The sequence below is a fragment of the Luteibacter sp. P1_D3 genome, from assembly GCF_056406135.1.
Genome location: NZ_JBFUAT010000017.1, coordinates 38627 through 61360, shown reverse-complemented (window position 1 = coordinate 61360; position 22734 = coordinate 38627). Strand labels below are relative to the sequence as shown.

At 65.1% G+C, this 22734-nt stretch carries 15 protein-coding genes; 2 read left to right on the top strand and 13 right to left on the bottom strand.

Translation table 11 applies throughout. The features are described from left to right. Positions 1-13 precede the first annotated feature (13 nt). From AC1DYM_RS12645 to AC1DYM_RS12625, 5 genes are read right to left on the bottom strand one after another with little or no spacing between them, the layout of a single operon-like run. On the bottom strand, positions 14-1297 hold the full coding sequence (locus tag AC1DYM_RS12645; protein ID WP_477338779.1) for a GTP-binding protein: 1284 nt from the start codon (positions 1295-1297) through the stop codon (positions 14-16). Positions 1298-1322: 25 nt separating this feature from the next. Then, the gene (locus tag AC1DYM_RS12640) at positions 1323-2087 is read right to left on the bottom strand and encodes a DUF3299 domain-containing protein (protein WP_477338777.1); all 765 of its coding nucleotides are present in this window, start codon (positions 2085-2087) and stop codon (positions 1323-1325) included. Then, positions 2084-3340, bottom strand: a complete 1257-nt coding sequence (locus AC1DYM_RS12635; protein WP_477338775.1) for an ABC transporter permease — start codon at positions 3338-3340, stop codon at positions 2084-2086. The genes AC1DYM_RS12640 and AC1DYM_RS12635 overlap by 4 nt, the downstream gene beginning before the upstream one ends. Before the next feature lie 2 nt (positions 3341-3342). Further along, positions 3343-4059 (bottom strand): ABC transporter ATP-binding protein, encoded by a 717-nt coding sequence (locus AC1DYM_RS12630; protein ID WP_477338773.1) that lies wholly within the window; start codon positions 4057-4059, stop codon positions 3343-3345. Further along, positions 4056-4577: a ZrgA family zinc uptake protein gene (locus AC1DYM_RS12625; protein WP_477338771.1), complete on the bottom strand. Its 522-nt coding sequence runs from the start codon at positions 4575-4577 to the stop codon at positions 4056-4058. Before AC1DYM_RS12625 ends, AC1DYM_RS12630 begins: the two co-directional genes overlap by 4 nt. Before the next feature lie 217 nt (positions 4578-4794). Here AC1DYM_RS12625 and poxB point away from each other — a divergent pair, with 217 nt between their 5' ends. Next, positions 4795-6516 (top strand): ubiquinone-dependent pyruvate dehydrogenase, encoded by a 1722-nt coding sequence (gene poxB / locus AC1DYM_RS12620; RefSeq protein WP_477338769.1) that lies wholly within the window; start codon positions 4795-4797, stop codon positions 6514-6516. 60 nt (positions 6517-6576) lie between these two features. Further along, the gene (locus AC1DYM_RS12615) at positions 6577-9213 is read left to right on the top strand and encodes an excinuclease ABC subunit UvrA (protein WP_477338767.1); all 2637 of its coding nucleotides are present in this window, start codon (positions 6577-6579) and stop codon (positions 9211-9213) included. Positions 9214-9292: 79 nt separating this feature from the next. Here AC1DYM_RS12615 and AC1DYM_RS12610 read toward each other — a convergent pair whose 3' ends face one another. The 8 genes from AC1DYM_RS12610 to AC1DYM_RS12575 form a co-directional block, all read right to left on the bottom strand. Further along, on the bottom strand, positions 9293-10474 hold the full coding sequence (locus AC1DYM_RS12610) for a CaiB/BaiF CoA transferase family protein (protein ID WP_477338765.1): 1182 nt from the start codon (positions 10472-10474) through the stop codon (positions 9293-9295). Between the two features lie 91 nt (positions 10475-10565). After that, the gene (locus AC1DYM_RS12605) at positions 10566-12401 is read right to left on the bottom strand and encodes a glycoside hydrolase family 127 protein (RefSeq protein ID WP_477338763.1); all 1836 of its coding nucleotides are present in this window, start codon (positions 12399-12401) and stop codon (positions 10566-10568) included. Further along, positions 12398-14563 (bottom strand): formylglycine-generating enzyme family protein, encoded by a 2166-nt coding sequence (locus AC1DYM_RS12600; RefSeq protein WP_477338761.1) that lies wholly within the window; start codon positions 14561-14563, stop codon positions 12398-12400. The genes AC1DYM_RS12605 and AC1DYM_RS12600 overlap by 4 nt, the downstream gene beginning before the upstream one ends. A gap of 17 nt (positions 14564-14580) precedes the next feature. Beyond that, a complete protein-coding gene (locus AC1DYM_RS12595; RefSeq protein ID WP_477338759.1) occupies positions 14581-15855 on the bottom strand; it encodes a serine hydrolase domain-containing protein in 1275 nt (424 codons plus the stop codon). Beyond that, a complete protein-coding gene (locus AC1DYM_RS12590) occupies positions 15852-18110 on the bottom strand; it encodes a TonB-dependent receptor (RefSeq protein WP_046967091.1) in 2259 nt (752 codons plus the stop codon). The genes AC1DYM_RS12595 and AC1DYM_RS12590 overlap by 4 nt, the downstream gene beginning before the upstream one ends. Before the next feature lie 264 nt (positions 18111-18374). Next, positions 18375-19259, bottom strand: coding sequence for a LysR family transcriptional regulator (locus AC1DYM_RS12585; RefSeq protein WP_477338758.1), 885 nt, complete (start codon positions 19257-19259; stop codon positions 18375-18377). A 40-nt stretch (positions 19260-19299) separates the two neighbouring features. After that, positions 19300-21693 carry a sodium:solute symporter family transporter gene (locus AC1DYM_RS12580; protein ID WP_477338757.1) on the bottom strand — a complete coding sequence of 798 codons (2394 nt, stop codon included), beginning with the start codon at positions 21691-21693 and terminating at the stop codon, positions 19300-19302. Beyond that, the gene (locus AC1DYM_RS12575) at positions 21690-22538 is read right to left on the bottom strand and encodes an HpcH/HpaI aldolase/citrate lyase family protein (protein ID WP_477338756.1); all 849 of its coding nucleotides are present in this window, start codon (positions 22536-22538) and stop codon (positions 21690-21692) included. The genes AC1DYM_RS12580 and AC1DYM_RS12575 overlap by 4 nt, the downstream gene beginning before the upstream one ends. Between the last annotated feature and the right edge of the window lie 196 nt (positions 22539-22734).

The window sequence follows — 22734 nt, the reverse complement described above, 5'->3', positions numbered from 1 at the left end:
CACGCACCGCGAATCAGCGCTCCGCCAGCGACCAGGAGGGGAACGGGTCCTGCATTCGCTGCCACGCCTCGGGCCCATGCATGAACTCCTCGTCCTGCAGAATGCAGGCATCGAGCGCCTCGCGGATCTCGGCCTCCGGCATGTCGACGCCAATGAGGACCAGTTCCTGGCGGCGGTCGCCGAACCTCGGATGCCAGATGTCGAGCAAGGCACGGCGCTCACCCTCACGGGGTAACTCGTTCGCGTCCGGCGCGGCAACGCCCAGGTCGCCCAGGGCGAAGGGCTTCTTCAGCCCCTCGTTCACGCGGTGACGGCTGGCCCACCAGTGCCCGCCCGCCAGGGACTCGGTGGCGCCACCGGCAATGGCGAGGCTGCCGACCCAGTCCATCCGGCTGGCGAGCCAGAAATAGCCCTTCGCACGCAGCACGCCGGGAATGCCTGCGTTGAGGATGTCCATGAAGCGTTCGGGATGAAACGGCCGCGTGTTCCGGTAGACGAAGCTGGTGATCCCGTACGCCTCGGTCTCCGGCGTGTGTTCACCCATCAGTTCCTTCACCCAGCCAGGCGCACGCTGGGCGCGTTCGTAGTCGAAGCGTCCCGTCGCCAGGATCGACGCAAGATCGACCTCGCCGTGTTCGGCATCGACCAGGTGCGCGTCCCGGTTGAGGGCGCGAAGCACACGCCTTACCTCGTGTCGCGCCTCATCGTCGAGCTGGTCGCACTTGTTGACGACGATGACATCCGCAAACTCGACCTGTTCGGTCAGCAACGTCACCAGCGAGCGTTCGTCGCCCTCGCCGGCCACTTCACCAAGCTGCTCGAGACTGTCGCTCGAGCAGAAATCGCGGAGGAAGCTCCTTCCGTCGACGACCGTCACCATGGTGTCCAGCCGCGCGACATCGGAGAGGGAAAAGCCGGCCTCATCGCGCACGTGAAACGTCGCCGCCACCGGCAGCGGCTCGGAGATGCCGGTCGATTCGATGAGCAGGTAATCGAACCGGTCTTCCGCCGCGAGACGACGCACCTCCTGCATCAGATCGTCGCGCAGCGTGCAGCAGATGCAGCCATTGGAGAACTCGACGAGCTTCTCCTCCGTACGGCTGAGCTCCGCGCCGCCATTGCGCACCAGGCCGGCGTCGATGTTGACTTCGCTCATGTCGTTGACGATCACGGCAACGCGAAGACCCTGGCGGTTACGCAGGACATGATTGAGCAGGGTAGTCTTCCCGGCGCCGAGAAACCCGGAAAGCACGGTCACCGGCAGCGCGGCGGTTCTCACGGATGCAATGGTATTCATGCGGTTTTCCTGCGGTAGAACGGTCTTATTCGAACGCACGACGGAGGCGGTCGTCATCGGTATTGCTGTAAGGCTCCAGCGTGCCGTCGTCCACGGCATAGGCCGATGCTGCCAGCGCGTTCTCGGTGACCTGGGTGTGCATCACACCCTTGAGCGTCAAAGGGTCGTAGAGGCTTGGCGTGGGAATCCCGTGGGCCAACCGCACATGCACGAGCATGTTCGGCGGCGGTGGAGGGACATGGATGCACGCGCCGTAGAACGGCACGAAAAAGAACTCCACCATGTTCCCCTCACCATCGGATTCGAGCGGCACGACATAGCCCGACAATCGAACCTTTGCGCCATTGAGCGCGTCAACGGTATGCAGCGTGCCGATCTGCTTCATGCGCTGGTTGCCGACATGCAGTACGGGCGGTGCATTCTCGAGCGCCTTGAAATCCTCCGGCGGCACCATCCGCGTCCAGTCCAGATCGGCAAAGCCGTTTTCATCGGGGGGACCAAGCAGATCCGTGTTCGCGGGGGCGGCCGCTTTCGACACACCGTGCGCTGCCGCGTAGGCATTGGCCGCGGCGATACCCGCCGCACCGGCCGCTGCCCGCTGGGCGCGACCTTTATCGGCTTCGGCCTGCGCCTGGGCGAGCGCGCTGGTAGCGCCTGAGGCTGGTACGCCCGCGACGCCCTCGCCCGACGACCCGGAACATCCGGCCAGTAGCGTTGCCAACAGCGCTGCCGACAGCACGGCCCGCAACGCCGCCGCATGAAACCATCCGGTCACGAAGCCGCGCTTCACAGACGCACCTGCAAGCCATCGACGAGCGAGCGTCGATAGGCGATTGCGCCGGGAATCGCGCCGGCGAACACGCCTAGGACGATGACGGCAGCGAGTAACCACCACTCGGTGGCCGACGGCGCCAGCTCCAGGACGAGGCCCGCATTGGCCAACAGATAGTCGTGCCCGATGGCGACGACACCGAACAAAAGCAGGCAGCCAAGAAGCGCGCCGAACGTCGTCAGCAAGGTGCTTTCGATCACCAGAAGCGCGAAGACGGTGCGCGCCGAGGCGCCGACCGCCCTGAGAATGGCCATCTCGCGGCGGCGCTCGTTCAACATGGCCAGAAGTGCGGTGAGCATGCCCGACATGCCGACCAGCACGACCATCACGCTGACGGCCCGAAGCGCATTCTCCGCGGTGCCGATCAGATGCCAGAGTTCACCGAGGGCGACGCCGGGCAGTACGGCAAGTAAGGCCTCATCGGGATACTCGTTGATCGCCTGCTGCACCGCGAACGACGAAAGGCGTGATTTGAGTCCGACCAGGCATGCGGTAATGGCCTTGGGTGTCAGGTCCATGTGGCGGGCGGCCTCGGCGCTCGCTTCCATGCCGGGCAGCCGGATGCCGCCGCGCCAGTCGACATGGATCGCTTCGATAGCCTCGAGGCTCACCGCGATCGTGGCGTCCACCGGTGTGCCGGTCGGCGCCAGGATGCCCTTGATGCGAAACGGCTTGTCCGCGTGGAGTGCACTGGCGGGACCGCCAAGACCATGGGCGAGCACGATGCTGTCACCCACCGAGTAATGCAGCTGACGAGCCACCTCCGCACCGATCACCGCGTCATAGAGATCGGAGAATTCGGCACCTTGGGCAAACGACAAGGCCTGCTTTGCCCCGTAGTGATAGTGAGCGAAGAAGTCCGTCGTGGTACCGACGACGCGAAAGCCGCGGTGCGAATCGCCCAGGGACAGTGGCACGGTCCACGCCACGTCCGGCATCGACCGGATGTCCTCGTAGGTTTTCCAGGTGATGTTATTGGTCGCCTCCCCCACATGGAAGATGGCATACAACAGCAGGTTCACCGGACCGGAGCGAGCGCCGACGACAAGATCGGTACCCGACACGGTGCTGGAAAAGCCCCGTCGGGCATCGACCCGGACGCGTTCCACGCCCAGGAGAAGAAAGACACTCAGCGCGATGGTGATCACGGTCAGGAGGACCCCCGTGCGACGCTGGCGAAGACTTTTCAGTGCAAGCGAGATGAGGTTCACGGTCAGGCCACCATCTGCGAAGGCGGGCAGTCGCCGAGACTTACGGCGCGGTCGAAGTGACGGGCGAGGCTCATATCGTGACTGACGAAGACGACGCCCGTGCCGTGCCGCGTGCACTCCGCGAGCAAAAGGCGAAGGAAGACATCGCGATTGTTCGTGTCCAGTGCGGACGTCGGCTCGTCGGCGATGAGCAGGCCCGGGCCGCCGATGAGGGCACGGGCGACCGCCACGCGCTGTTGCTGACCAACGCTGAGATTCCCGGTGGGAGAGCGTTCGACGAGCTGCGCCGTCAGGCCCAGTGCATCGAGAAGCCGAACCGCTTCGTCACGCCGCGCGTGGTGCGTCGCGCCTGCACGTGCTGCGCGATTCGGTGACCACGCGCAGCCCAGCAGGACATTCTCGACCGGGCTCAGGAAGGGCAGCAGGTTGAACTGTTGAAAGACGTAACCGAGGTGTTCCGCACGAAAACGGTCGCGACGTGACGCCGATAGCGTGGAAAACGGAACACCCAGCACGGTGACTTCACCGTGGGTGGCGCGCAGCACGCCCGAGAGCAAGCCAAGCAGGGTGCTCTTGCCACTGCCACTGGGTCCGCACAGAAACATGCGCTCGCCCGGCACCACGGTGAAGTCATCCATCGTCAACGTGGTGTCCGATCCGGGCCAGCGAAATTGCAGCCCGCGGCACGACACCAGCGGAACGTCGGTGTAGGGAATCATGGGGACAGCGTCACTCGCGTCGTCGTGTGATCGAGGATCTGCTCAGCCGCGCCGTTGGCGCCGACGATGTCGACCACCACACGCTGCAAGGCCGGAAACGCCTTGAAGAGGCCTACTTCAAGCGAGGCGAGTTGCTCGGGATTCGCACAGGTGAACTGGTAGGTCACGTCGAAGTCACCGTGAGCGCCGGGTTTCGCGCTGGCGTCGAACCCGTCGGCGACGACCTTGGCGGGAGGTGCCTTGCATCCGGCCGCGGCCACCGGCACGAGCCACGTGCCGCCGCGGAGCGTTTCCGTCGCCTTCGCCAGCGTGGCCGTCTGTTCGGCGTTGGTGGGCGGGTGCTCGAAGCCCACGGCATCGTGGCCGGGAATACTCAGACCAACCGCGAGCGTCGGGCCATCGACCGACACCTGGAGCGTTGCCTGGCCATGGACATGAGGACCCAGGTGCCGCTCTTCGGCTGCGGCGTGCCCCGCCATCAGCGCCAGGGCGAGGAAACACGACGTTCGTAATTTCATGAGTCGCCGACCTTGTGTATGTTATAACATAACGTACACGACATGCCCGGCACTCCGCTAGCCCAACTTTCGACATGGCTTAGCGCTGGCCGGCCTGGATACGTTCTCGGCGAGATACGCCCGCTAACCCCCACCGCGTGAGCTTTCTACAAGCTAGATGGACGGCTCTTGGCCACCATCGACGCTTTGCTGGCTTTCGCCCCGTGGAGAATCCCCGATGAAAACGGTAGCCGACCGACTGGTCGAGACGCTCGAAGTGGCAGGTGTCAAACGTATCTATGGCCTGGTGGGCGATTCGCTCAACGGCATTACCGAGTCGCTGCGCCAGCGCGGGACTATCGCCTGGTCGCCGGTCAGGCACGAGGAAGTGGCCGCCTTCGCCGCCGGCGCCGAAGCCCAGTTGACCGGCGAACTCACCGTGTGTGCCGGCAGCTGCGGCCCCGGCAACCTGCATCTGATCAACGGCCTCTTCGACTGCCATCGAAGCCGCGTGCCCGTGCTGGCCATTGCCGCGCACATTCCCAGTACCGAGACGGGCTCGGGTTACTTCCAGGAAACCCACCCGCAGATTCTCTTCAAGGAATGCAGCCACTACGTCGAACTGGTCACCGACCCGGACCACGTGCCGCGCATCATCGAAACGGCCATCCGTGAAGCGGTGACCAAACAGGGCGTCGCCGTCGTCGTCATCTCCGGCGATGTCGCCCTGCGCGCCGCCGGCGAGCGCCTGCCTGCCGCCAACCTGATTCCGCGGTTGCCGCTGGTGGCGGCACCGGACGAGGATCTCGACGCGCTGGCTGCGCTTCTGGACGAGGGCAAGCGGATCACCCTGTTCTGCGGAGCCGGTTGTGCCGGTGCCCACGACGAGGTGCTCGCCCTGGCCGAGCGGCTCAAGGCTCCCATCGTGCACAGCCTGCGCGGCAAGGAACATGTGGAGCACGACAATCCGTACGACGTCGGTATGACCGGGCTGATCGGCTTCTCCTCGGGCTATCACGCCATGGAGTCCTGCGACGTACTGCTCCTGCTCGGCACCGACTTCCCGTACCGGCAGTTCTATCCGACCAAGGCGCACATCGTGCAGATCGACATCCGCGGCGAAAACCTCGGCAAGCGCTGCCGCCTTTCGCTGGGTGTGGTCGGCGACGTGCGCGACGCGATCGGCAGACTGCTTCCCCGACTGAAAGCCACGCACGATCCGGCTCACCTGGATACCGCACGCGATCACTACAAGCACGCACGCGAGGGCCTCGATGCGCAGGCCAACGCATCCTCCACGCATCGTCCCATTCACCCGCAGCTGCTGGCGACGCTGATCAGCGAGGTCGCCAGCGACGATGCGGTATTCACCTGCGATGTCGGCGAGGCGACGGTGTGGGCCGCACGCTACCTGAAGCTCGGCGGCGAGCGCCGGCTGCTGGGCTCGTTCCTGCACGGTTCGATGGCCAACGCCATGCCCCAGGCCATCGGTGCACAGACGGCCTATCCGGGCCGACAGGTCGTTTCGATGTCCGGCGACGGCGGCTTCAGCATGCTGATGGGCGACCTGTTGACCATCCGGCAATCGAAGCTTCCGGTGAAGATCGTCATCTTCAACAACGGTCTCCTCGGCTTCGTGGACATCGAGATGAAAGCCGGTGGCTTCCTGCCCGTCGGCACCACGCTCGACAACCCGGACTTCGCCAAGGTGGCGGAAGCGATGGGCATCTACTCGGTTCGCGTGGAGGACCCGGCGAAGCTGCGCGATGCCCTCGTGCAGGCCTTCGCGCACGATGGCCCAGCCGTGGTCGATGTCGTCACCGACAAGCTCGAGCTGGTCATGCCACCGACGATCACGCTGGAGCAGGCCAAGGGATTCAGCCTGTGGATGATGAAGGCGGTGATCGACGGTCGTGCGAAGGAGATCGTCGACCTGGCGGTGACTGCGCTGCGCCACTGACCACGCGTTCCTTTCAGCGGATGCACGGCACCTGCACCGGTTCCGACGATAATGCCCGCCATGAAGAAACGAACCACCTCCCCCGCCGCCGTACCCGGCAACGGCTTCGTCCGGGTTCGCGGCGCCCGCGAACACAACCTCAAGAACATCGACGTGGCCGTGCCACGCGATGCGCTGGTGGTGTTTTCCGGCGTCTCGGGCTCGGGCAAGTCCTCGCTGGCTTTCGGCACGCTGTACGCGGAGGCGCAGCGGCGCTACTTCGAGTCCGTGGCGCCGTACGCCCGCCGCCTGATCGACCAGGTGGGCGTGCCCGACGTGGACGAGATCGAAGGCCTGCCACCCGCCGTGGCGCTGCAGCAACAGCGCGGTACACCGGGCACGCGCTCATCGGTCGGCAGCGTCACCACGCTTTCCAGCCTGGTACGCATGCTGTATTCGCGTGCCGGCAGCTATCCGGCGAAGCAGCCGATGCTGTTCGCCGAGGATTTTTCGCCGAACACGCCACAAGGCGCCTGCCCGAACTGCCACGGCCTCGGCCGCGTGTACGAGGTGACCGAGCAGACCATGGTGCCCGACCCCTCGCTGACCATCCGGGAACGCGCCATCGCCTCCTGGCCACCGGCGTGGCACGGGCAGAACCTGCGCGACATCCTGGTCACCCTGGGCTATGACGTAGATATTCCCTGGCGCGATCTGCCGAAGAAACAGCGCGACTGGATCCTCTTCACCGAGGAGCAACCAGTCGCGCCGGTATATGCGGGATTCACGCCTGCCGAGACACGCGCGGCACTGAAGCGCAAGACCGAACCGAGCTACATGGGTACCTACATGGGTGCCCGACGCTACGTGCTGCACACCTTCGCGACGACACAAAGCCCGTTGATGAAGAAGCGCGTATCGCGTTTCATGATCGGTAGCCTCTGTCCGGTCTGCGACGGCAAGCGGCTCAAGCGTGAGGCGCTGTCGGTCACGTTCGCCGGCGTCGACATCGGCAGCTTGTCTGCGATGTCGTTCGATCGCCTGGTAGAGACGCTCCGTCCGGCGGCCGAGGGTCGTTTCGGCGAAGCCGCCGCAGGCGGCAAGACGACCCAGAGCCGCGCCGCGGGCAAGCGCGATATCGCGCGCCGGGTGGCCGCTGGCGGCCTGGGGCACGAAGGCTCGTCGGACGTGCGGCGCACGCCAAACCTCTCGGAAGAGAAGCGTATCGCCGCGCAACGCATCGCCCAGGATCTCATCGCACGCATCGGCACGCTGCAGTCGCTCGGACTGGGCTACCTGTCGATGGACCGCAGCAGCCCTACCCTTTCACCGGGCGAACTGCAGCGCTTGCGCCTTGCCACGCAGATACGCAGCAACCTGTTTGGCGTGGTGTATGTGCTCGACGAGCCATCCGCCGGACTGCACCCTGCCGACGGTGAAGCGCTGTTCAATGCACTGGGACAATTGAAGGCGTCGGGAAACTCGATCTTTGTCGTCGAACATGATCTCGACATGATGCGCCGCGCCGACTGGCTGGTCGATGTCGGTCCGGATGCGGGCGAGAAGGGTGGCGAGATCCTCTATAGCGGCCCACCGGCTGGGCTGGCCGAGGTGGCCGCTTCGCATACCGCACGCTACCTGTTCGGGGGCGTCGGCGTCGCAAAACGCACGGCTCGCGAGCCACGCGGCTGGCTCGAGCTGCGCAACGTGACGCGCAACAATTTGCATCGCCTGACGGCACGGTTCCCACTCGGTGTCTTTACCTCGGTGACGGGCATGTCTGGCTCGGGCAAGTCGAGTCTGGTCAGCCAGGCGCTCGTGGAACTGCTCGGCGAACACCTTGGCCACGAGCCGCGCGTGGTCGAGGACGAGAACGACGAGCTGGAGCCCAGCGTCGTCACCCGGACGACCGGCCATATCCATTCTGGTGCCGACGCCGTCACCCGCCTCATCCAGGTCGACCAGAAGCCGATTGGACGTACGCCACGTTCGAATCTTGCGACGTACACGGGATTGTTCGACCACGTGCGCAAGCTGTTCGCATCGACCAAGGCGGCAAAGGCGAAGCGTTACGACGCGGGCCGCTTCTCCTTCAACGTGGCCAAGGGTCGCTGCGAAACCTGTGAGGGCGAGGGTTTCGTCAGCGTCGAGCTGCTGTTCATGCCAAGTGTCTATGCGCCCTGCCCGACCTGTCACGGCGCGCGCTACAACGAGCAGACCCTGGCCGTCCGCTGGAATGACAGGAACATCGCCGAGGTGCTCGGCATGACCGTGGATGAAGCCTGCGCGTTCTTCGCCGACGAAGCCAACGTGCTGAAGTCACTCCTTCTTCTTCGCGACATCGGCCTGGGCTACCTGCGCCTGGGCCAGCCGGCAACCGAGCTCTCCGGCGGCGAAGCCCAGCGCATCAAGCTGGCGACCGAACTGCAGCGCGCCCAGCGCGGGAGCAGCGTGTATGTCCTGGATGAACCCACGGCGGGCTTGCATCCTTCCGACGTCGACAAGCTCGTCGCACAGTTGCAAGGCCTCGTCGACGCAGGCAATACCGTCATCGTCGTCGAGCACGAAATGCGCGTCGTCGCGGGTAGCGACTGGGTGATCGATGTGGGCCCCGGCGCAGGCGACCAGGGCGGACGGATCGTCGCCGCCGGTACGCCCGGTGAGGTCGCGCGCTCAAAGGAGAGTCGTACCGCCCCCTACCTCGCCCCGCTCCTGTAGGAGCCGATTTATCGGCGATTGACGTTGCAGCTCCTCCGCTCCGTTGGTTTCTCGCCGCTGAAGCGGCTCCCTCATGGGGTCACGGAATGTTGCCCTCGAGCAGCGACTCGTGCTGGTTGAGCGTCGGCGCGGCGAAGGGTTCGGGCGCGGGCGTGCGGCCGAAATGGATGGGATGATTGACGCCCCGGTACTGGCCGACCACGGGGTGTTCGAACGTAGCGACGAGACCTTCGGCGGTGACCTGTGGATGGTCGAACATGTCTTCGATTCGACGCGCGGCAGCGCTGGGCACGGCGTCACCGAACAACGTTTCCCACTCGATCGCCGTGCGCGAGGCGAGCGCCGCATGCAGCTTAGGCACGATTTCTTCATGGTGTTCCGCGCGCTTGCGCACGGTGTCGAAGCGCGGATCGTCGAACAGGGACTGGAGTCCCGTGCGCTCGCAAAGCGCCTTCCAGAAGTGCGGCGTATTGGCCGAGATGTAGATATAGCCCTCGCGCGTCGGATGAATGCCGGTCACGCCTCCCGAGCGCATGTCCCGGCCGATATCCAGCGATTCGCCATCGGCCCAGATCATCCGCGCCGACTGCATCGTCAACGCACTGCGCAGCAGCGAGACACCCACGTACTGGCCCAGGCCACTGCGTTCGCGCTCATACAGCGCCGAGGACACGCCAGCGGCGAGCAAGGCGGCGGCGTAATAATCCACCACGGAACCGAAGATGACCTCCGGCGGACCCCCACGCTTGCCCTGCAGCGTCGACATCCCGGTCATCGTCTGCAGCACCTGGTCGTAGCCGGCCTTGTCTTTCATCGGGCCCTGGTCGCCGTAACCGGTGACCGCGCAATAGATCAGGCGTGAATTGATCAAGCTGAGGCGGTCGTGATCGATACCCAGGCGCGCCGGTACGCTGGGGCGGAAGTTGTGCACGAGCACGTCGGCCTCGCGCACCAGACGCAGCAGCGCCGCATGATCCGACGGATTTTTCAGATCCAGCACGATGCCGCGCTTGCTCCGGTTCACGCCGAGAAAGGCGCGACTTTCCGTGACCAGCGTCGACGGATACTGGCGCAGATTGTCCCCGCCGGGCGGTTCGATCTTGATGACGTCCGCCCCTTGGTCGGCCAGCAGCGTGCAGCCGTAGGGGCCGGCGATGTAAGCACTGATATCCAGTACCCGGATGCCGGCGAGGGGGCCCGAGGGCGCGCGGGGGGACGATGTCGGTGTTTCCATGCGTGCCTCGTTATCCACAGGTGCCATATCCCGTTTCCGTGCCTTCACTGTGCCGGACGCGGGGAGCGGGAAACACCCCGGCGGGATATGTTCAGGCAGCAGAAAAACTTGTTTGAATCTACAAGGATCGTTCCGGAGCCAGCGATAACCAGGTCAGTCGCCATGCACCGTCACGCCGCCCTCCCGCCGAAAAATACGGCGTGAAACGCAGGGGCGTGCGATAGCCAGGGTCCAGTCGTATGACAGGCGCTTCGTCGTGCTCCCGTGGGAGCAGCGTAAGCCAGAGTGCCTGTGCCCCCTCCGGTAGTTTTACGGTCTCGCTGGTCTTGAAGCCGTCGATGAGATCCGTGGCATAGACCAGCGGACCGCAGGTGACACCGACATAGTCGACATGCAATACCTCCTGGTGCACCGCACTGCCGTCCGGCGCCCGCGATTCCTGGACGTTGCGATGACTGGCCCGATGCAGGATGGGTTGTGCGGGAAAGTGAGCAACGACCATGTCACCTTCATGCCACTCACGGTTGATGACGGCATAGTGCCCGGGGGTCACCGGCACGCCTGCGTCTTCGCCGTTGACCGATAACGCCGCACCCTCGGCCCAGCTGGGCACCCGCAAGCGCAACGCGAAGTGTGCCGGCTCCTCCAGGGACGTCGTGATGCGGATGTCATCGGGATAGGGCCACGCGGTGGACTGGGTCAGCCGCACGCGACCCGCTCCCTCGAGCAAGGCCGACGACTGACTCGGACCGTAGATGTTGATATCCAGCGTTCGCGGATCCCGTGCGATCGTCGCGATATCCGGCAGCTCCTCGACCGCCATGGCGCCGCTCGACTTGCAGCAACGCCAGTACGTCGTGTGCACGCGCCGACCGTTGGGGAACACGTAGTAGCACCAGTCCTCGCCATCGGGCGCCTGGGCAGCGAGCAGGTCGTTGTAGGCGGAGCGTTCGATCTCCTCGGCGTAACGCGCCTCGCCGGTGATCTGCAACAACTCGCGATTGAGCTGGATCCAGGCGAGCGTGGAACAGGTTTCCACGTAGGCTTCGGGAATGAAGGCGCCGGGTGCATTGAACACTTCGCGGGAACGATGGGCGACGCCGCCCCATGGCCCGCCACCCAGTGTCAGGTGGTGATCGCGGATGCTGCGCCAGGCGTTCTCCACCGCGCGCAGGAGTGCCGGCTCTCCCGTGACGCGATGAAGCTTGGCCATCCCGACGAGATTCCAGGCCAGCTGATACGCCTTGCCGGTCGCGATGAAGGCGACGTCCGTCCCTGCAAGGCATTGGCTCAGCAACGCCAGTGGCGGATGGGCATCCGCCTGCCGAAGGACAAGCCGGGCCAGCTCCAGATATCGCGGATCGCCGGTCGCCAGATGCAGGTCCACGGCGGGATCCAGCAGCACCGTCGCCGACATGCCGAAGTGATTGCCCAGGTCGGTGATATCGATGCCGCCCGACGACAGGGTGTGCAGGCAGAGATCGCCGATGTGGCGTACCGCGTCGAGATAGCGCGAACCACCGAAATGACGGTGGACCTCCAGCAACCCGAGCATCAGGTAAGCATGGGTCCAGATATCCCAGGTGCGCACGCTCGGCTCGCCGTTCCAGCTCACCGGCTTCGGTGGCTGCGCGACCATGAAGCGGCGACTGGGCGCGTACGTGCCGAGATAGCCGTCGTCTTCCTGGATCGAAACCAGGTAATCGGCAACGCGCAGTACACGTGCGCGAAGCGCCTCGTCACCGCACCGTGCCGCGGCCCGCGAGGCGGCGACCAGCCATTTGCCGGCATGCTCGCCGTACCAATCGCCTTCGTCGTTCAGTGCACGGCGTTCGGGTGCGAACAAGGCGATCGCCGGACTGTGTTCGTCCACGATGAAATGTGACAGCCGCCCCTGGAGGTTCGCCGCCAGTGCGTCGCCGAGCAGGCCGTCGAAGTGAGTGTCGACCCTCATGGAGCATCGACCACGCAACGGAAGCCGACACAGCCGGAGCGGTCTTTGCCGGGTGACATCAGCAGGTACTTTCCGTGCTGATCCAGACGATACGCCTGGGGGAAATACCAATGCGAGGTCTGTGGCTGGTAGCTGCTGCCGCCACGCAGCACGGCGGCGCGCGTGTGTTCGTCGAGGAATTCGTCGGTCCACTGCCAGACGTTGCCGACCAGGTCGAGCAGGCCGAAAGGACTGGCTGCCTGCGGGAACGCCTCCACGTCGGCCGGGGCACGCAGTTGCCGCCCGCGATTCACGGTCGGCACGAGATCCTCCCGCCAGTCGTTACCCCACGGGTAGCGACGCCCGTCGCCACCCTGTGCGGCGTACTGCCATTCCCACTCGTGCGGCAGGCGTTTGCCCGCCCACGCGGCATAGGCGCGTGCATCCTCGATGCCCACCCAGGTGACCGGCTTGTTCTCCCACCCGACCGGCGGCTTACCGTCCACCCAATGGCGGAGGAAATTATGCGCGTCCAGCGGGCGCCAGCCAGACTCGTCGAGGAAGGCGGCGTAATGTGCGTTGGTGACCGGCGTACGGTCGATGTGGAAGGACTCCATCTGCATGTGCCGGCGATGGCCGCGACGCGCGCTGTCTTCCCACGGGTACTGCACGTCGTTACCGTCCCAGGTCTGTCCTTCGATCTCGACACCGCCGACGATGAAGTCGAACGGCCCGGCAGGAATCGTCAGCATGCCTTGTGGCGCCGTGGCCACGCGCACGGTCGCCGTGACGGGACGCATGGTCTGCGGCAGGCTCCGCCATGTCGAGGACAAGGACGCCAGCGGGGTGACGGCAGCGTCCCGCATCGTCTTCAGGAAGCCGTCCAGGCCTTCGACCGAGGCACCGGCGGCAAGTGCCACCACCGCACCGAAACCACGTCCTTCCAGCAGGAAGGGCAGCACCGCCTTTCCGTCATGCAGCCGCGGCGTGAGTTCGACACCGTTCCAGACATCGATGTAACGGGTGCCTTCGACATGTGGCACCGCAAGCTGCTCGCCGGCGATCACGTATTCCTGACGGTTCACCAGGGTCCACAGCGTGAACCCTTCGGTGGGAAAGCGGCTGGCGAACACGCCGGCCTGCAGTGTGCGCTCGTACGGGCGCCAGTCCATGCTCACCAATGCCGGCGCGAACTGCCGTTCGATGGCGGCGATGCGGCGGAGCGACTCCGCATCGCGCGGCGTCAGGCCATTCCAGATGCCCCACACGTTCTCCCAGGCGTTGTAGCCGATGCCGTTGAAGAAGATGTACTGGAGATCGTGGTTACGATCGCGCCCCCAGCGGTTCTCGTAATTGATCATGTGGCGCGGTTCGAGCCACTTGAACTTGGCGACCGGTGGGATGACCTCGTTCGGTGCCTTCTTGCCCCAGCTCTGCACGTTCCAGATCAGCTGCTCTTCGGCGCTGATCGTCGATTCCGGCTGCAACACGACCGGCCGGCCCGCCGCGTCGCAGGCATCGAAAAACGCCCGCGGTACGCCGTTATAGGTATCGCCGTTGATGCCATCGGCGCCGACCGCGGCGACCAGCTTCGCCATGGCGTCCCAGTCGCTCTCCTCCGCAGGACGCGTACCGTTGTCCCAGGGCATGGTCGGCAGGAACACGCGGACGCCACGACGATGGAAGTCGTCCACGGCGACGCGCAAACCATCCAGACCACCCGGCAGATCGTACGCAAGGTCGGTCTTGTTCCGATCGTCGATGCCGATGTTGGGGTAGACGAACCAGATCAGGACACTGTCGATCCCGCCGAAACGGGCTTCGAGGTCGTCCAGGTAGCGGTCGACGGTGTAGCGTCCGGCGACCGGATCGTAGAAGTAACGGTCCTCGACCATCATTTGCGCGTGGACGAAGTTGCGTTGCGCCCACTGCAGCTCGGGACGACGATAGTTGGCGTCGTCGTAACCGATGCGCGTGAGGTGCTCACGACGCCAGTCGCGCAGCTCGCGAACCCAGTCATCCGCGGTGCCGTCGACATCCATCTTCCAATGACCGATCTCGGCGAACGGCCAGCCGGGCGCCCGGCCCGGCGTTGGCAGGTAACGGCCGGTGGTGACGTGGGAGAACTTGTACTCGTGGGTCACCCGAGCCGGTTCGTCGTGTTCGTCAGGGGAAGCATGCATGGCGGGAAACCTGGGGGTCATGGAAGGGCATGGTAGACGAGGTCGTAGAACGGCCGCGCGAGGCGCGGAAGGTCCTTGCGGCCATCGTCGCGAGGCAGGTGCTGGAGCATGAGGATGGCGACGAGATGCTCCTGCGGGTCGATCGTATACGTCGTGGAGGCGGCGCCGGCCCAGCCGTACTGGCCAACCGAACCGAGCTGGCCGCGCCGCGCGGGGTCGATCACGACGTAGCCGCCGATACCGAAGCCCTCGCCGGCGCTGAACTGCGTCACCGGAGGGTCGAGCATGCCCAGGTGATTGCGCATCATCAGCTCGACGGTCTTGCGGCCGAGCAGGACATGGTCGCCGTATCGGCCGCCATCGAGCAGCATCTGCGCGAACCGCCCGTAGTCGTCCGCGGTGGAATACAGCCCCCCTGCCCCGCTCATGTAGCGATTCAGCGGTTCGCCGGGATGGGCGGCGCTCGGACCGTCGGCGATGACCAGATGACCGTTGTCCGCCATGCGCGTGATGTCGACGACGCGATCGCGATGGCCGGCAGGAACACGGAAGCCCGTGTCCTGCATGCCGAGCGGCCCGAAGATCCGTTCCTGCAGGAATGTTGCGAACGGGCGCTTCGAGACGACTTCGACCACCCGCGCCACCAGTTCGAGTGAGGCGCCGTCATAACCGAAGCGCGTGCCGGGGTCGGCGGCGAGCGGCACCCGACTCATCCGCTGCGCGAAATCCGCCAGGTCGCCTGCGGCATGAGGGTCGATACGCTCCATGAGCTTGACCGCCTCGCCCTCACCAGCGAGACCGGCCGGGTAGCCCGAGGTGTGGGTCAGCAGGTCGTGCAGAGTGAGCTGGCGCGACGCCGGCCGCAGCAGCGGTGTGGCTGCCGTACCGCCGGCCATGACCTGCGGATGATCGAAACCCGGCAACAGATCGGCCAGCAGCGTATCGAGCGATACCTTGCCCTCCTCCACGAGCATCATGACCGCCACGGAGGTGACGGTCTTGGTCATCGAGTAGATGCGGAAGATCGCGTCGCGGCGCATCGGCCGGATGCGTGCCAGGTCTTCGTAGCCGTAGGTCCCGACGTCGACGATGCGTCCGTCGTGCATGACCAGGGTCACGCCACCGAGATAGCCGTCACTGCCGGTGGCATCACGCATGAACGCATGCAACGGATCGAGTGTGTCGGCACGCCACGCCTCCGCCGCGACGGCGGTCGAGGCGCACCACAGGAAACCCAGGCACGACAAAGCCGCGCGCGCGGCGCGGCTCTGCCAGGTCGATCGGTCCGTCACAGCGTGATCGTGTACGTCAGCGAGGTGACGCGGCCACGGCCCGACCAGTAGTTCTGGTAGCCCGCCAGCTGCGACCAGCTGAGGATGTACTGCTTGTCGAGCAGGTTCTCCACGCCAAGCGAAAGCTTGCCGTAACGTTCCAGGTCGTAGTTCACACCGAGGTCGAACAAGGTGTAGCCGTGCGTGCGCTCGCTGTAGCTGAAGGTCGCGCCGTCGTAAGCTCGCGTGTCATTGCCCGACACATGCCGACCGAACAAGGAGGTAGCCCCGAGGGTGGCGTCACCGTGGGGGGAGTAGTTCCAGGTCACCGCGTAGGCCAGCTTGTCCGGGTTGATATCGAGAACACCGAGGGGCTTCTTGAGCGCGCCCGCGCCGTAGTTGCCCGCCGGATCCTGCGACCAGAACGCCGTCTTGCCGGTGATATGCGAGTAAATCGCCGTGGCCTTCCAGTCGGGGTTGAAGCGCCACTCACCGGTCAACTCGGTACCCTCGATTCGCACCGGCGCACGCGAGAGAATGAAGTCGCTGGTGTTCGGATCGATCGCCAGCGACGAACCGAACGGCGACTTCGAGATGTAATGCGTGGCGCCGAAGGCACCACGGTCACCCCGCCAGTTGAAGCCGAATTCGTTATTCTTGTAGATGATCGCGTTGAGGTCGCTGATCCTGCTCACGGACTGCCCCGGTATGCTGATATTGCGCAGCGGGATACCGATGTTGGGCAGCGTGAAGCCTTCGCTGTAGGAAGCGAACGCGGACCACTCGTCGTTGAAACGCCAGATGCCGCCGATGTTGCGCAAATTCTCCTTGTACGACAGCTTGCCACCCTGGACGAACACGCGATTGCGGTAATACGTGGTGGTGTAGCTGTCCACGGTGAGGCGATCGCTTTCGCGGCGATACCCGCCGCTGATGGTGAATTGACCGATGTCGTACGACAGCTGCGCGTACGGCGCGACGCTGTTGTAGATCATCGGTGGTACCCAGAGACGGTCGGTCAGCGCCAGGCGCTGCTGCGCCTCGTCGCGGGCCACGTCGACGCCGGTGTGCAGTTCCAGGCCGGTGACGAGGAAGTCGGGGCGGGTCCAGGAGGTACGAATGCCGCGCTTCTTGGCGGTGATCTCGGACTGGTCGAACAGGGTATTCAGCGGTGCGATGAGCGGATCCTGCTTGTCCTCGGTGTTCTCCGGCAGGTAGCGCATGGCCTGGTCGGCCTTGTAGACGTTGATGTCGAGCGCACCACCGAACAGGTTCTTGTTGGTGTACTCGGCGCTGTACTGCTTGAAGTCGTTGAACGCGTCCCGCGAGCCGTCGATGTGCCCCCGCTCGGAGGTGTTCGTGCGCGGCGTGGCGCACGGCGGGTCGTCCGTCGGACCACGGCAGCCGAGCACCTGGATGTAATCGCCCTTGCCGGTGATCTTGAACTTGCTGAAGGTCGCCTGGAGGCGCTGGTCGTCACCCTCACCGAAGTTGTAGCCGAGCTTGGCGAACAGGTTGCTCGAGGTCGAGTCAGCCAGCGAGCCCGAGGTATTGAGGCCGATGCGGCGACCGTTGCCGTCGTAGGTCATGCCACGATCGATGTAGGAACCGGCCAGCAGTACATCGTAGCTGGCCTCCTTGCGCGCAAACGTCACGCCGGTCTTCCAGCTGCCGCTGTCCGACTTGCCCTGGGTCTGGTAGCGCGTGGTGATGGTCGTCTCGTTGCCTTCCTTTGTCGGCGTCTTCGACAGGTAATTGATGATGCCGCCCGCCGCGCCGATGCCTTCCGAGGCCGATGGGCCGTTGATGACTTCGATCCGGCCGACGATACCCATGTCGGTGAAGGTGCCATTGCGGGTGCCTTCGCGCAGCGGCGAGCCCTGGGGCACACCGTCGAACAGGCGCAGCGGAATCCGTCCGCGCAGCGTTTCGCCGGTGTTGCTCATGGCCTGGGACGATTCCGCATAGCCCGGCACCGAGCGCGCCAGCACGGCCGTCGCGTCTTCGGTCACCAGCAGCGTGTGGGCGATCTCTTCCTTGTTGACCACCGTGATGGCGCCGGGGATCTCGTCGATCGCCTTCGGCGTACGCACGCCGGTCACGACCACCTGGTCGAGGTTCACCGGCTGGTCGTTGTTCTTGTCGTCCTTCTTTTTTGCGGCCTTCGGCGTGCTCGGCGCGTCGGTGGGCGAAGTCGAGTCCTGCGCGTGGGCGCTGGTGGCGAAGAAGGAGACCAGCAGGATGCTGCCGATCGCGGCGGAAAGTGGTTTGATCATGTCGGGTCCGTGTTGCCGTTGGATCGATCGCCCAAGCGGGCGGGTGCKGCGTGCCCCCTGTGACGGCGCGCCCGGGCAAGAAACTGTCTGCTGCGTTGGCTGCGCCCTCCCCGGCGCGCCACTGACCTTCATCTCGGTGGTGGTGAGCCTATGCGCTTACGGCAAGGCAAGAAACCGAGGGCGGGTATGTTCAGAGACTAGTTTTTGTTGCTTACGAACCAAGCAAAACTATGCGGCGACGCAACATGCATGACACATTCGCCGTCACGGCGAGGCCATCGCCGCCATCGCCTTGCGACTCTCCTGGAGCAACACGGTGACCAACCGCACGCGCACGCTGGAGCGCGACCAGACGATGCCGATGCGGCGCGGTTCCGACGGATTCGGCAACGGCATGCGAACCAGATCGAGGCCTTCCGGCCAGGGCTTTGCCCAATCAGGAACCAGCGACACGCCAAGGCCGCGGTCGACCATCACCGCGATCGCGTTGAGTGCATTGAGCTCGAAGCGCTCGCGCGGGACGATGCCATGGGCACGCAGGTAATCGTCGGCCTGACGGCCACCCCACTGGTTGCGGTCGTAGCGGATGAGCGGCTCGGTGGCGAGCAGTTCGTGCGGATCGCGCCCCGCCAGCGCACGCGGCGCCAACACGATCAAGGGCTCCTCGCGCAGCAGCTGCCACTCGCAGGTCTTCGGTAAGGGAAACGGGGCCTGGAGCACGACGGCGGCATCGAGGTCGCCCTTCTCCACATCGTTGTAGAGATCGACCGAATAGCCTGGTTTGATGAAGACATTGATCCGCGGGAAGGTCTCGACCATGCGTGCGAGAACGTCCGGCAGCATACCGGCGAGCGCTGTCGGACACGCGCCGAGCCGTAGCTCGCCCGACACGCCACTCTCGTTGGCGACGCTGCGCAGGTCGGCCACGTTGCGCAGGACATCGCGCGAACGCTGCAGGATGCGCGAGCCTTCTTCGGTGACACTGACCGTGCGACCGACACGCGCGATCAGCGTCGCGCCGATCTCGCGCTCCAGTGTGCGAATTTGCTGCGCCACAGCAGCGGGGGTGATATTGAGCAGTCGCGCGGCCGCTGCCATCGACCCGTGATCGGCGACGGTGATGAAGGTATTGAGGAACTGGGTTTCCACGTCATCTCACTGGCGGTCGGCAGGTGAGCGCCATGGTAGGTCATTCACCGTCACGATCGCRATGAATCGTCAGTCCGCTTAGCGAACGCGTGGGTGCCGGGAAAAACAGGCTGGCGATGTAACCGATCACGATGCAGAGGCAGATCGATATCGCCAGGTAGAAATAAGGGTGGACCAGCTTGAACACCCAGGCGACGAAGGTCAGCGCCGTGCTCGATGCGATACCGATCGCCACGCCCGGCGAGTTGGCACGGCGGGTGAACATGCCCAGCGTATAGGCGCCGGCGAAACCGCCGCCGAGCAATCCCGCCAGCTCGATCGACACGTCGAACAGCGAGTGCACGTCGAATCGCGACAGCAGCAGCGCCAGTCCGATACCGATCAGCCCGATGACGACCGTGCTGATCTCGGCGAAGATGACGCTCTGCTTGGGCGTGCGGTCCTTGACCAGGCGATCGTAGAAGTCGACCGAGACCAGGGTGGCGACACTGTTCATGATCCCGGAGAGCGTCGCCATCGCCGCGGCGAAAATGCCCGCCACGATCAGCCCGGTCACGCCCATCGGCAGTTCCGCCGCGATGAACAGMGGGAACGTGGCATCGATCGGCAGCATCGGGTTCATTCGTTCCGGATGCGCCTTGTAGAAGACGAAGAGCGCCGTGCCGATCATGTAGAAGACCAGGCCACCCGGGATCATGATCGCCGCGAAAGCCCAGATCGAGCGGCCCGCTTCCTTGGCCGAGGGCGTGGACAGCGTGCGCTGCATCAGCACCTGGTCCTTCGGAAACGTCAGTACGACGTCGAACAGCACGAGGAACAGGAAACCCCACACCGTCGCCTTGGTCAGGTCGAAGCTGAAATCGAGCAGATGCATCTTGCGATCGGCCATGGCCGTGCCGAGGAACTCGCCGAAGCCGCCATGGAGGTGCCAGATGATGAAGCCGATGGCGAAGATCGCACCGCCCATCTTCACGATCACCTGCACGACATCGGTCCAAATTACGGCCTTCATGCCGCCCATGGCGGTGTAGATGATGGTGAAGCCGCCCATCAGGATCACACTGAGCGTCGTGCTGATGCCGGTGATCGTGGCGATGGCGAGCGCCGGCAGGAACAGGATCACACTCATGCGACTGCCGAGCTGGGTGAGGATCGCCAGTGCGCTGGCGATCATGCGGATGGCGGGATGGAAACGGGTTTCCAGATACGAGAACACCGACATCAGGTCCAGCCGGCGCAGCAGCGGCACGATCCACACGGCGACGAACATCAGGCCGAACACCGCGATGAGGTTGTTCGTCATGTACTGCCAGTTGCTCTCGAAGGCCTTCGCTGGAATGGCGATGAAGCTGATCGAGCTGGTGTTCGCGGCATACAGGCTCACGCCCGCGGCCCAGAATGGAATGCTGCGGCCGCCGACGAAGAAGTTCGCGGTCGAATTGCGCTTTTCACGCAGGTAAAAGTACAGGCCAATGCCGATCATGCCGCCGAGGTAGACGACGATCACCAGCCAGTCGAGCCAGCGGAGCAGCAATTTGCTCGACTGCACCTGCGCGGACGAGACCGCGGTCTTCGTGCCATCGTCTGACGACCAGACAAAGCCATCCTTCCAGAGCGCGGCGGCCGTCACCCGGGTGAACTGCACGCCCGGCAGGACCGCCCATGCCCGCGTCACGACCTGAAAGGTCATGGCGCGGGCCGAGGTGGCGTCGCCGACGAGGTAGGCGACGTTGGCCTGGCCCATCGGCCGCGCCATCCCCGGAAGAATCGCTGCCGGCGCGACACCACGCTGGCTCCATCCGCCCTCGGGCACCCAGCGCCAGACCGCATTGCCCACGGTGACGAAAATGCCGGCACCCTGTACCACGAGCGTCGATGGTGCACCGCCAGGGGGCAGGTCGGCTTGCTTCACCCACACGGGTTGGGCAGCGGTCGTGTCGATACGCAGCAGGGTCGCCGCGCCGTTGTCGATACCGGCGACGTAGACCGCGGTATCGGTCGACGTTGCTCGCGCACCGGCAACCGGGCCAGGCAGTGGCGGCAGGGGCGTCAGCGCGACGCCGGAGGCATCCAGCGACAGCCGTGCGACGGATGTCGCCGCCGAGGCATCGTCGACCAGCAAGACGTAGCCACGCGACGCATCGCCGAACACCGTCGACAGCGGCCGGGGCGCCGCACCCGCGGACCAGGCCACGGCCTGCCAGTTGCCGTGTCCTTCATCGAGGACCCAGGCGCGATCGTCAACCACGGCAAGGAGCCGGCCATCCACGGTGGCGAAGCCATGCATCGTTCCCGCCGCGGGCAGGGCCGGCAGCGCGCTTCCGCGCAGCGGCGTGAGGGCCTCCGCATTCGCCACGCCCGAAGCGAGCAGGCAAAGCAGTAGCAGGGCGAGGCAGACGCGCAAACCGGCGCGCATCGTCGACGGAGGCATCATTCCGCCGACGCCAGCAGCGCCTGCGCGCGCTTGAGGAATGGCAGGTCGATCATGCGTCCGTCGACCACGAAGGCACCGTGCCCCACCCTGTCCGCACCGACCGATGCGGCGACGATGCGGCGCGCCAGCGCAAGCTCCTCGGGAGTGGCGGCGAACACCGCGTTGGCGAGCGCTACCTGACGAGGATGGATGCAGCTCTTGCCGGCGAAGCCGAGTCGACGCGCCATACGCGCTTCGGCCTCGTAACCTTCGGCGTCGTCGATGGAAGCGAACGCCGCGTCGATCGCGACGATACCGGCGGCAGCCGCCGCCATTTTCACGGTGAACATCGCCGCGTGGACCGCGGCGGCATCGCCGCGATCGATACCGTGCGGTTCGAAGAGATCCGCCAGACCCAGCTGGAGGCCGGCAATACGGGGGTGCGCCGCCGCGATCGCCGAGGCCTGCGCCAGGRCCTTCGGCGTCTCGATGTTGATCAACAAGCCGACCGACGGGTCCAGGCCACGCTCGGCCTCGATGTGCTCCAGCGTCGCGACAACGGCAAGCACCGCCTCGGGCGACTCCACCTTGGGCACGTTGAGCATGGTCAGGCCCGGTGTCAGCACGGCGGCGAGATCGTCCTCGAACCATGTCGTATCAGGTGCATTCACCCGCACGATAATGAGCTTGGCGACGTGGCGGACGGCCTCCGACGCCACGAAGGCCGCGACATCGGCACGCGCCCCGGCCTTCACCGCCGCGGGCACGGAGTCCTCAAGGTCGAACGACAACGCATCGGCTGGCCCAGCCAGCGCCTTGGCGAACAGTTCCGGACGGCCGCCGGGCACGAACAACTTGCTGCGCATACCTTCCCCGCCCCTTGGCGCACCGATAGTCGGGGATTCTGGCCCATCGCAACGAGGCAATCGAGCCACGCCCCCACGTTCAATCGATAGTTTTCCTATGTTCCCGCTATAATCCCGTATCGCTTTCCACGTGTGAGGTTCTCGTCCAATGCGCCAGTGATGCCCCGTCTTAACTGACGGCAAGACTCGCCAAGCC

Coding starts and splice junctions, on each gene's coding strand:
- poxB (WP_477338769.1), top strand. CDS start 4,795: ATGAAAACGGTAGCCGACCGACTGGTCGAGACGCTCGAAGTGGCAGGT.
- AC1DYM_RS12610 (WP_477338765.1), bottom strand. CDS start 10,474: ATGGCACCTGTGGATAACGAGGCACGCATGGAAACACCGACATCGTCC.
- AC1DYM_RS12590 (WP_046967091.1), bottom strand. CDS start 18,110: ATGATCAAACCACTTTCCGCCGCGATCGGCAGCATCCTGCTGGTCTCC.
- AC1DYM_RS12605 (WP_477338763.1), bottom strand. CDS start 12,401: ATGAGGGTCGACACTCACTTCGACGGCCTGCTCGGCGACGCACTGGCG.
- AC1DYM_RS12615 (WP_477338767.1), top strand. CDS start 6,577: ATGAAGAAACGAACCACCTCCCCCGCCGCCGTACCCGGCAACGGCTTC.
- AC1DYM_RS12600 (WP_477338761.1), bottom strand. CDS start 14,563: ATGCATGCTTCCCCTGACGAACACGACGAACCGGCTCGGGTGACCCAC.
- AC1DYM_RS12625 (WP_477338771.1), bottom strand. CDS start 4,577: ATGAAATTACGAACGTCGTGTTTCCTCGCCCTGGCGCTGATGGCGGGG.
- AC1DYM_RS12630 (WP_477338773.1), bottom strand. CDS start 4,059: ATGATTCCCTACACCGACGTTCCGCTGGTGTCGTGCCGCGGGCTGCAA.
- AC1DYM_RS12645 (WP_477338779.1), bottom strand. CDS start 1,297: ATGAATACCATTGCATCCGTGAGAACCGCCGCGCTGCCGGTGACCGTG.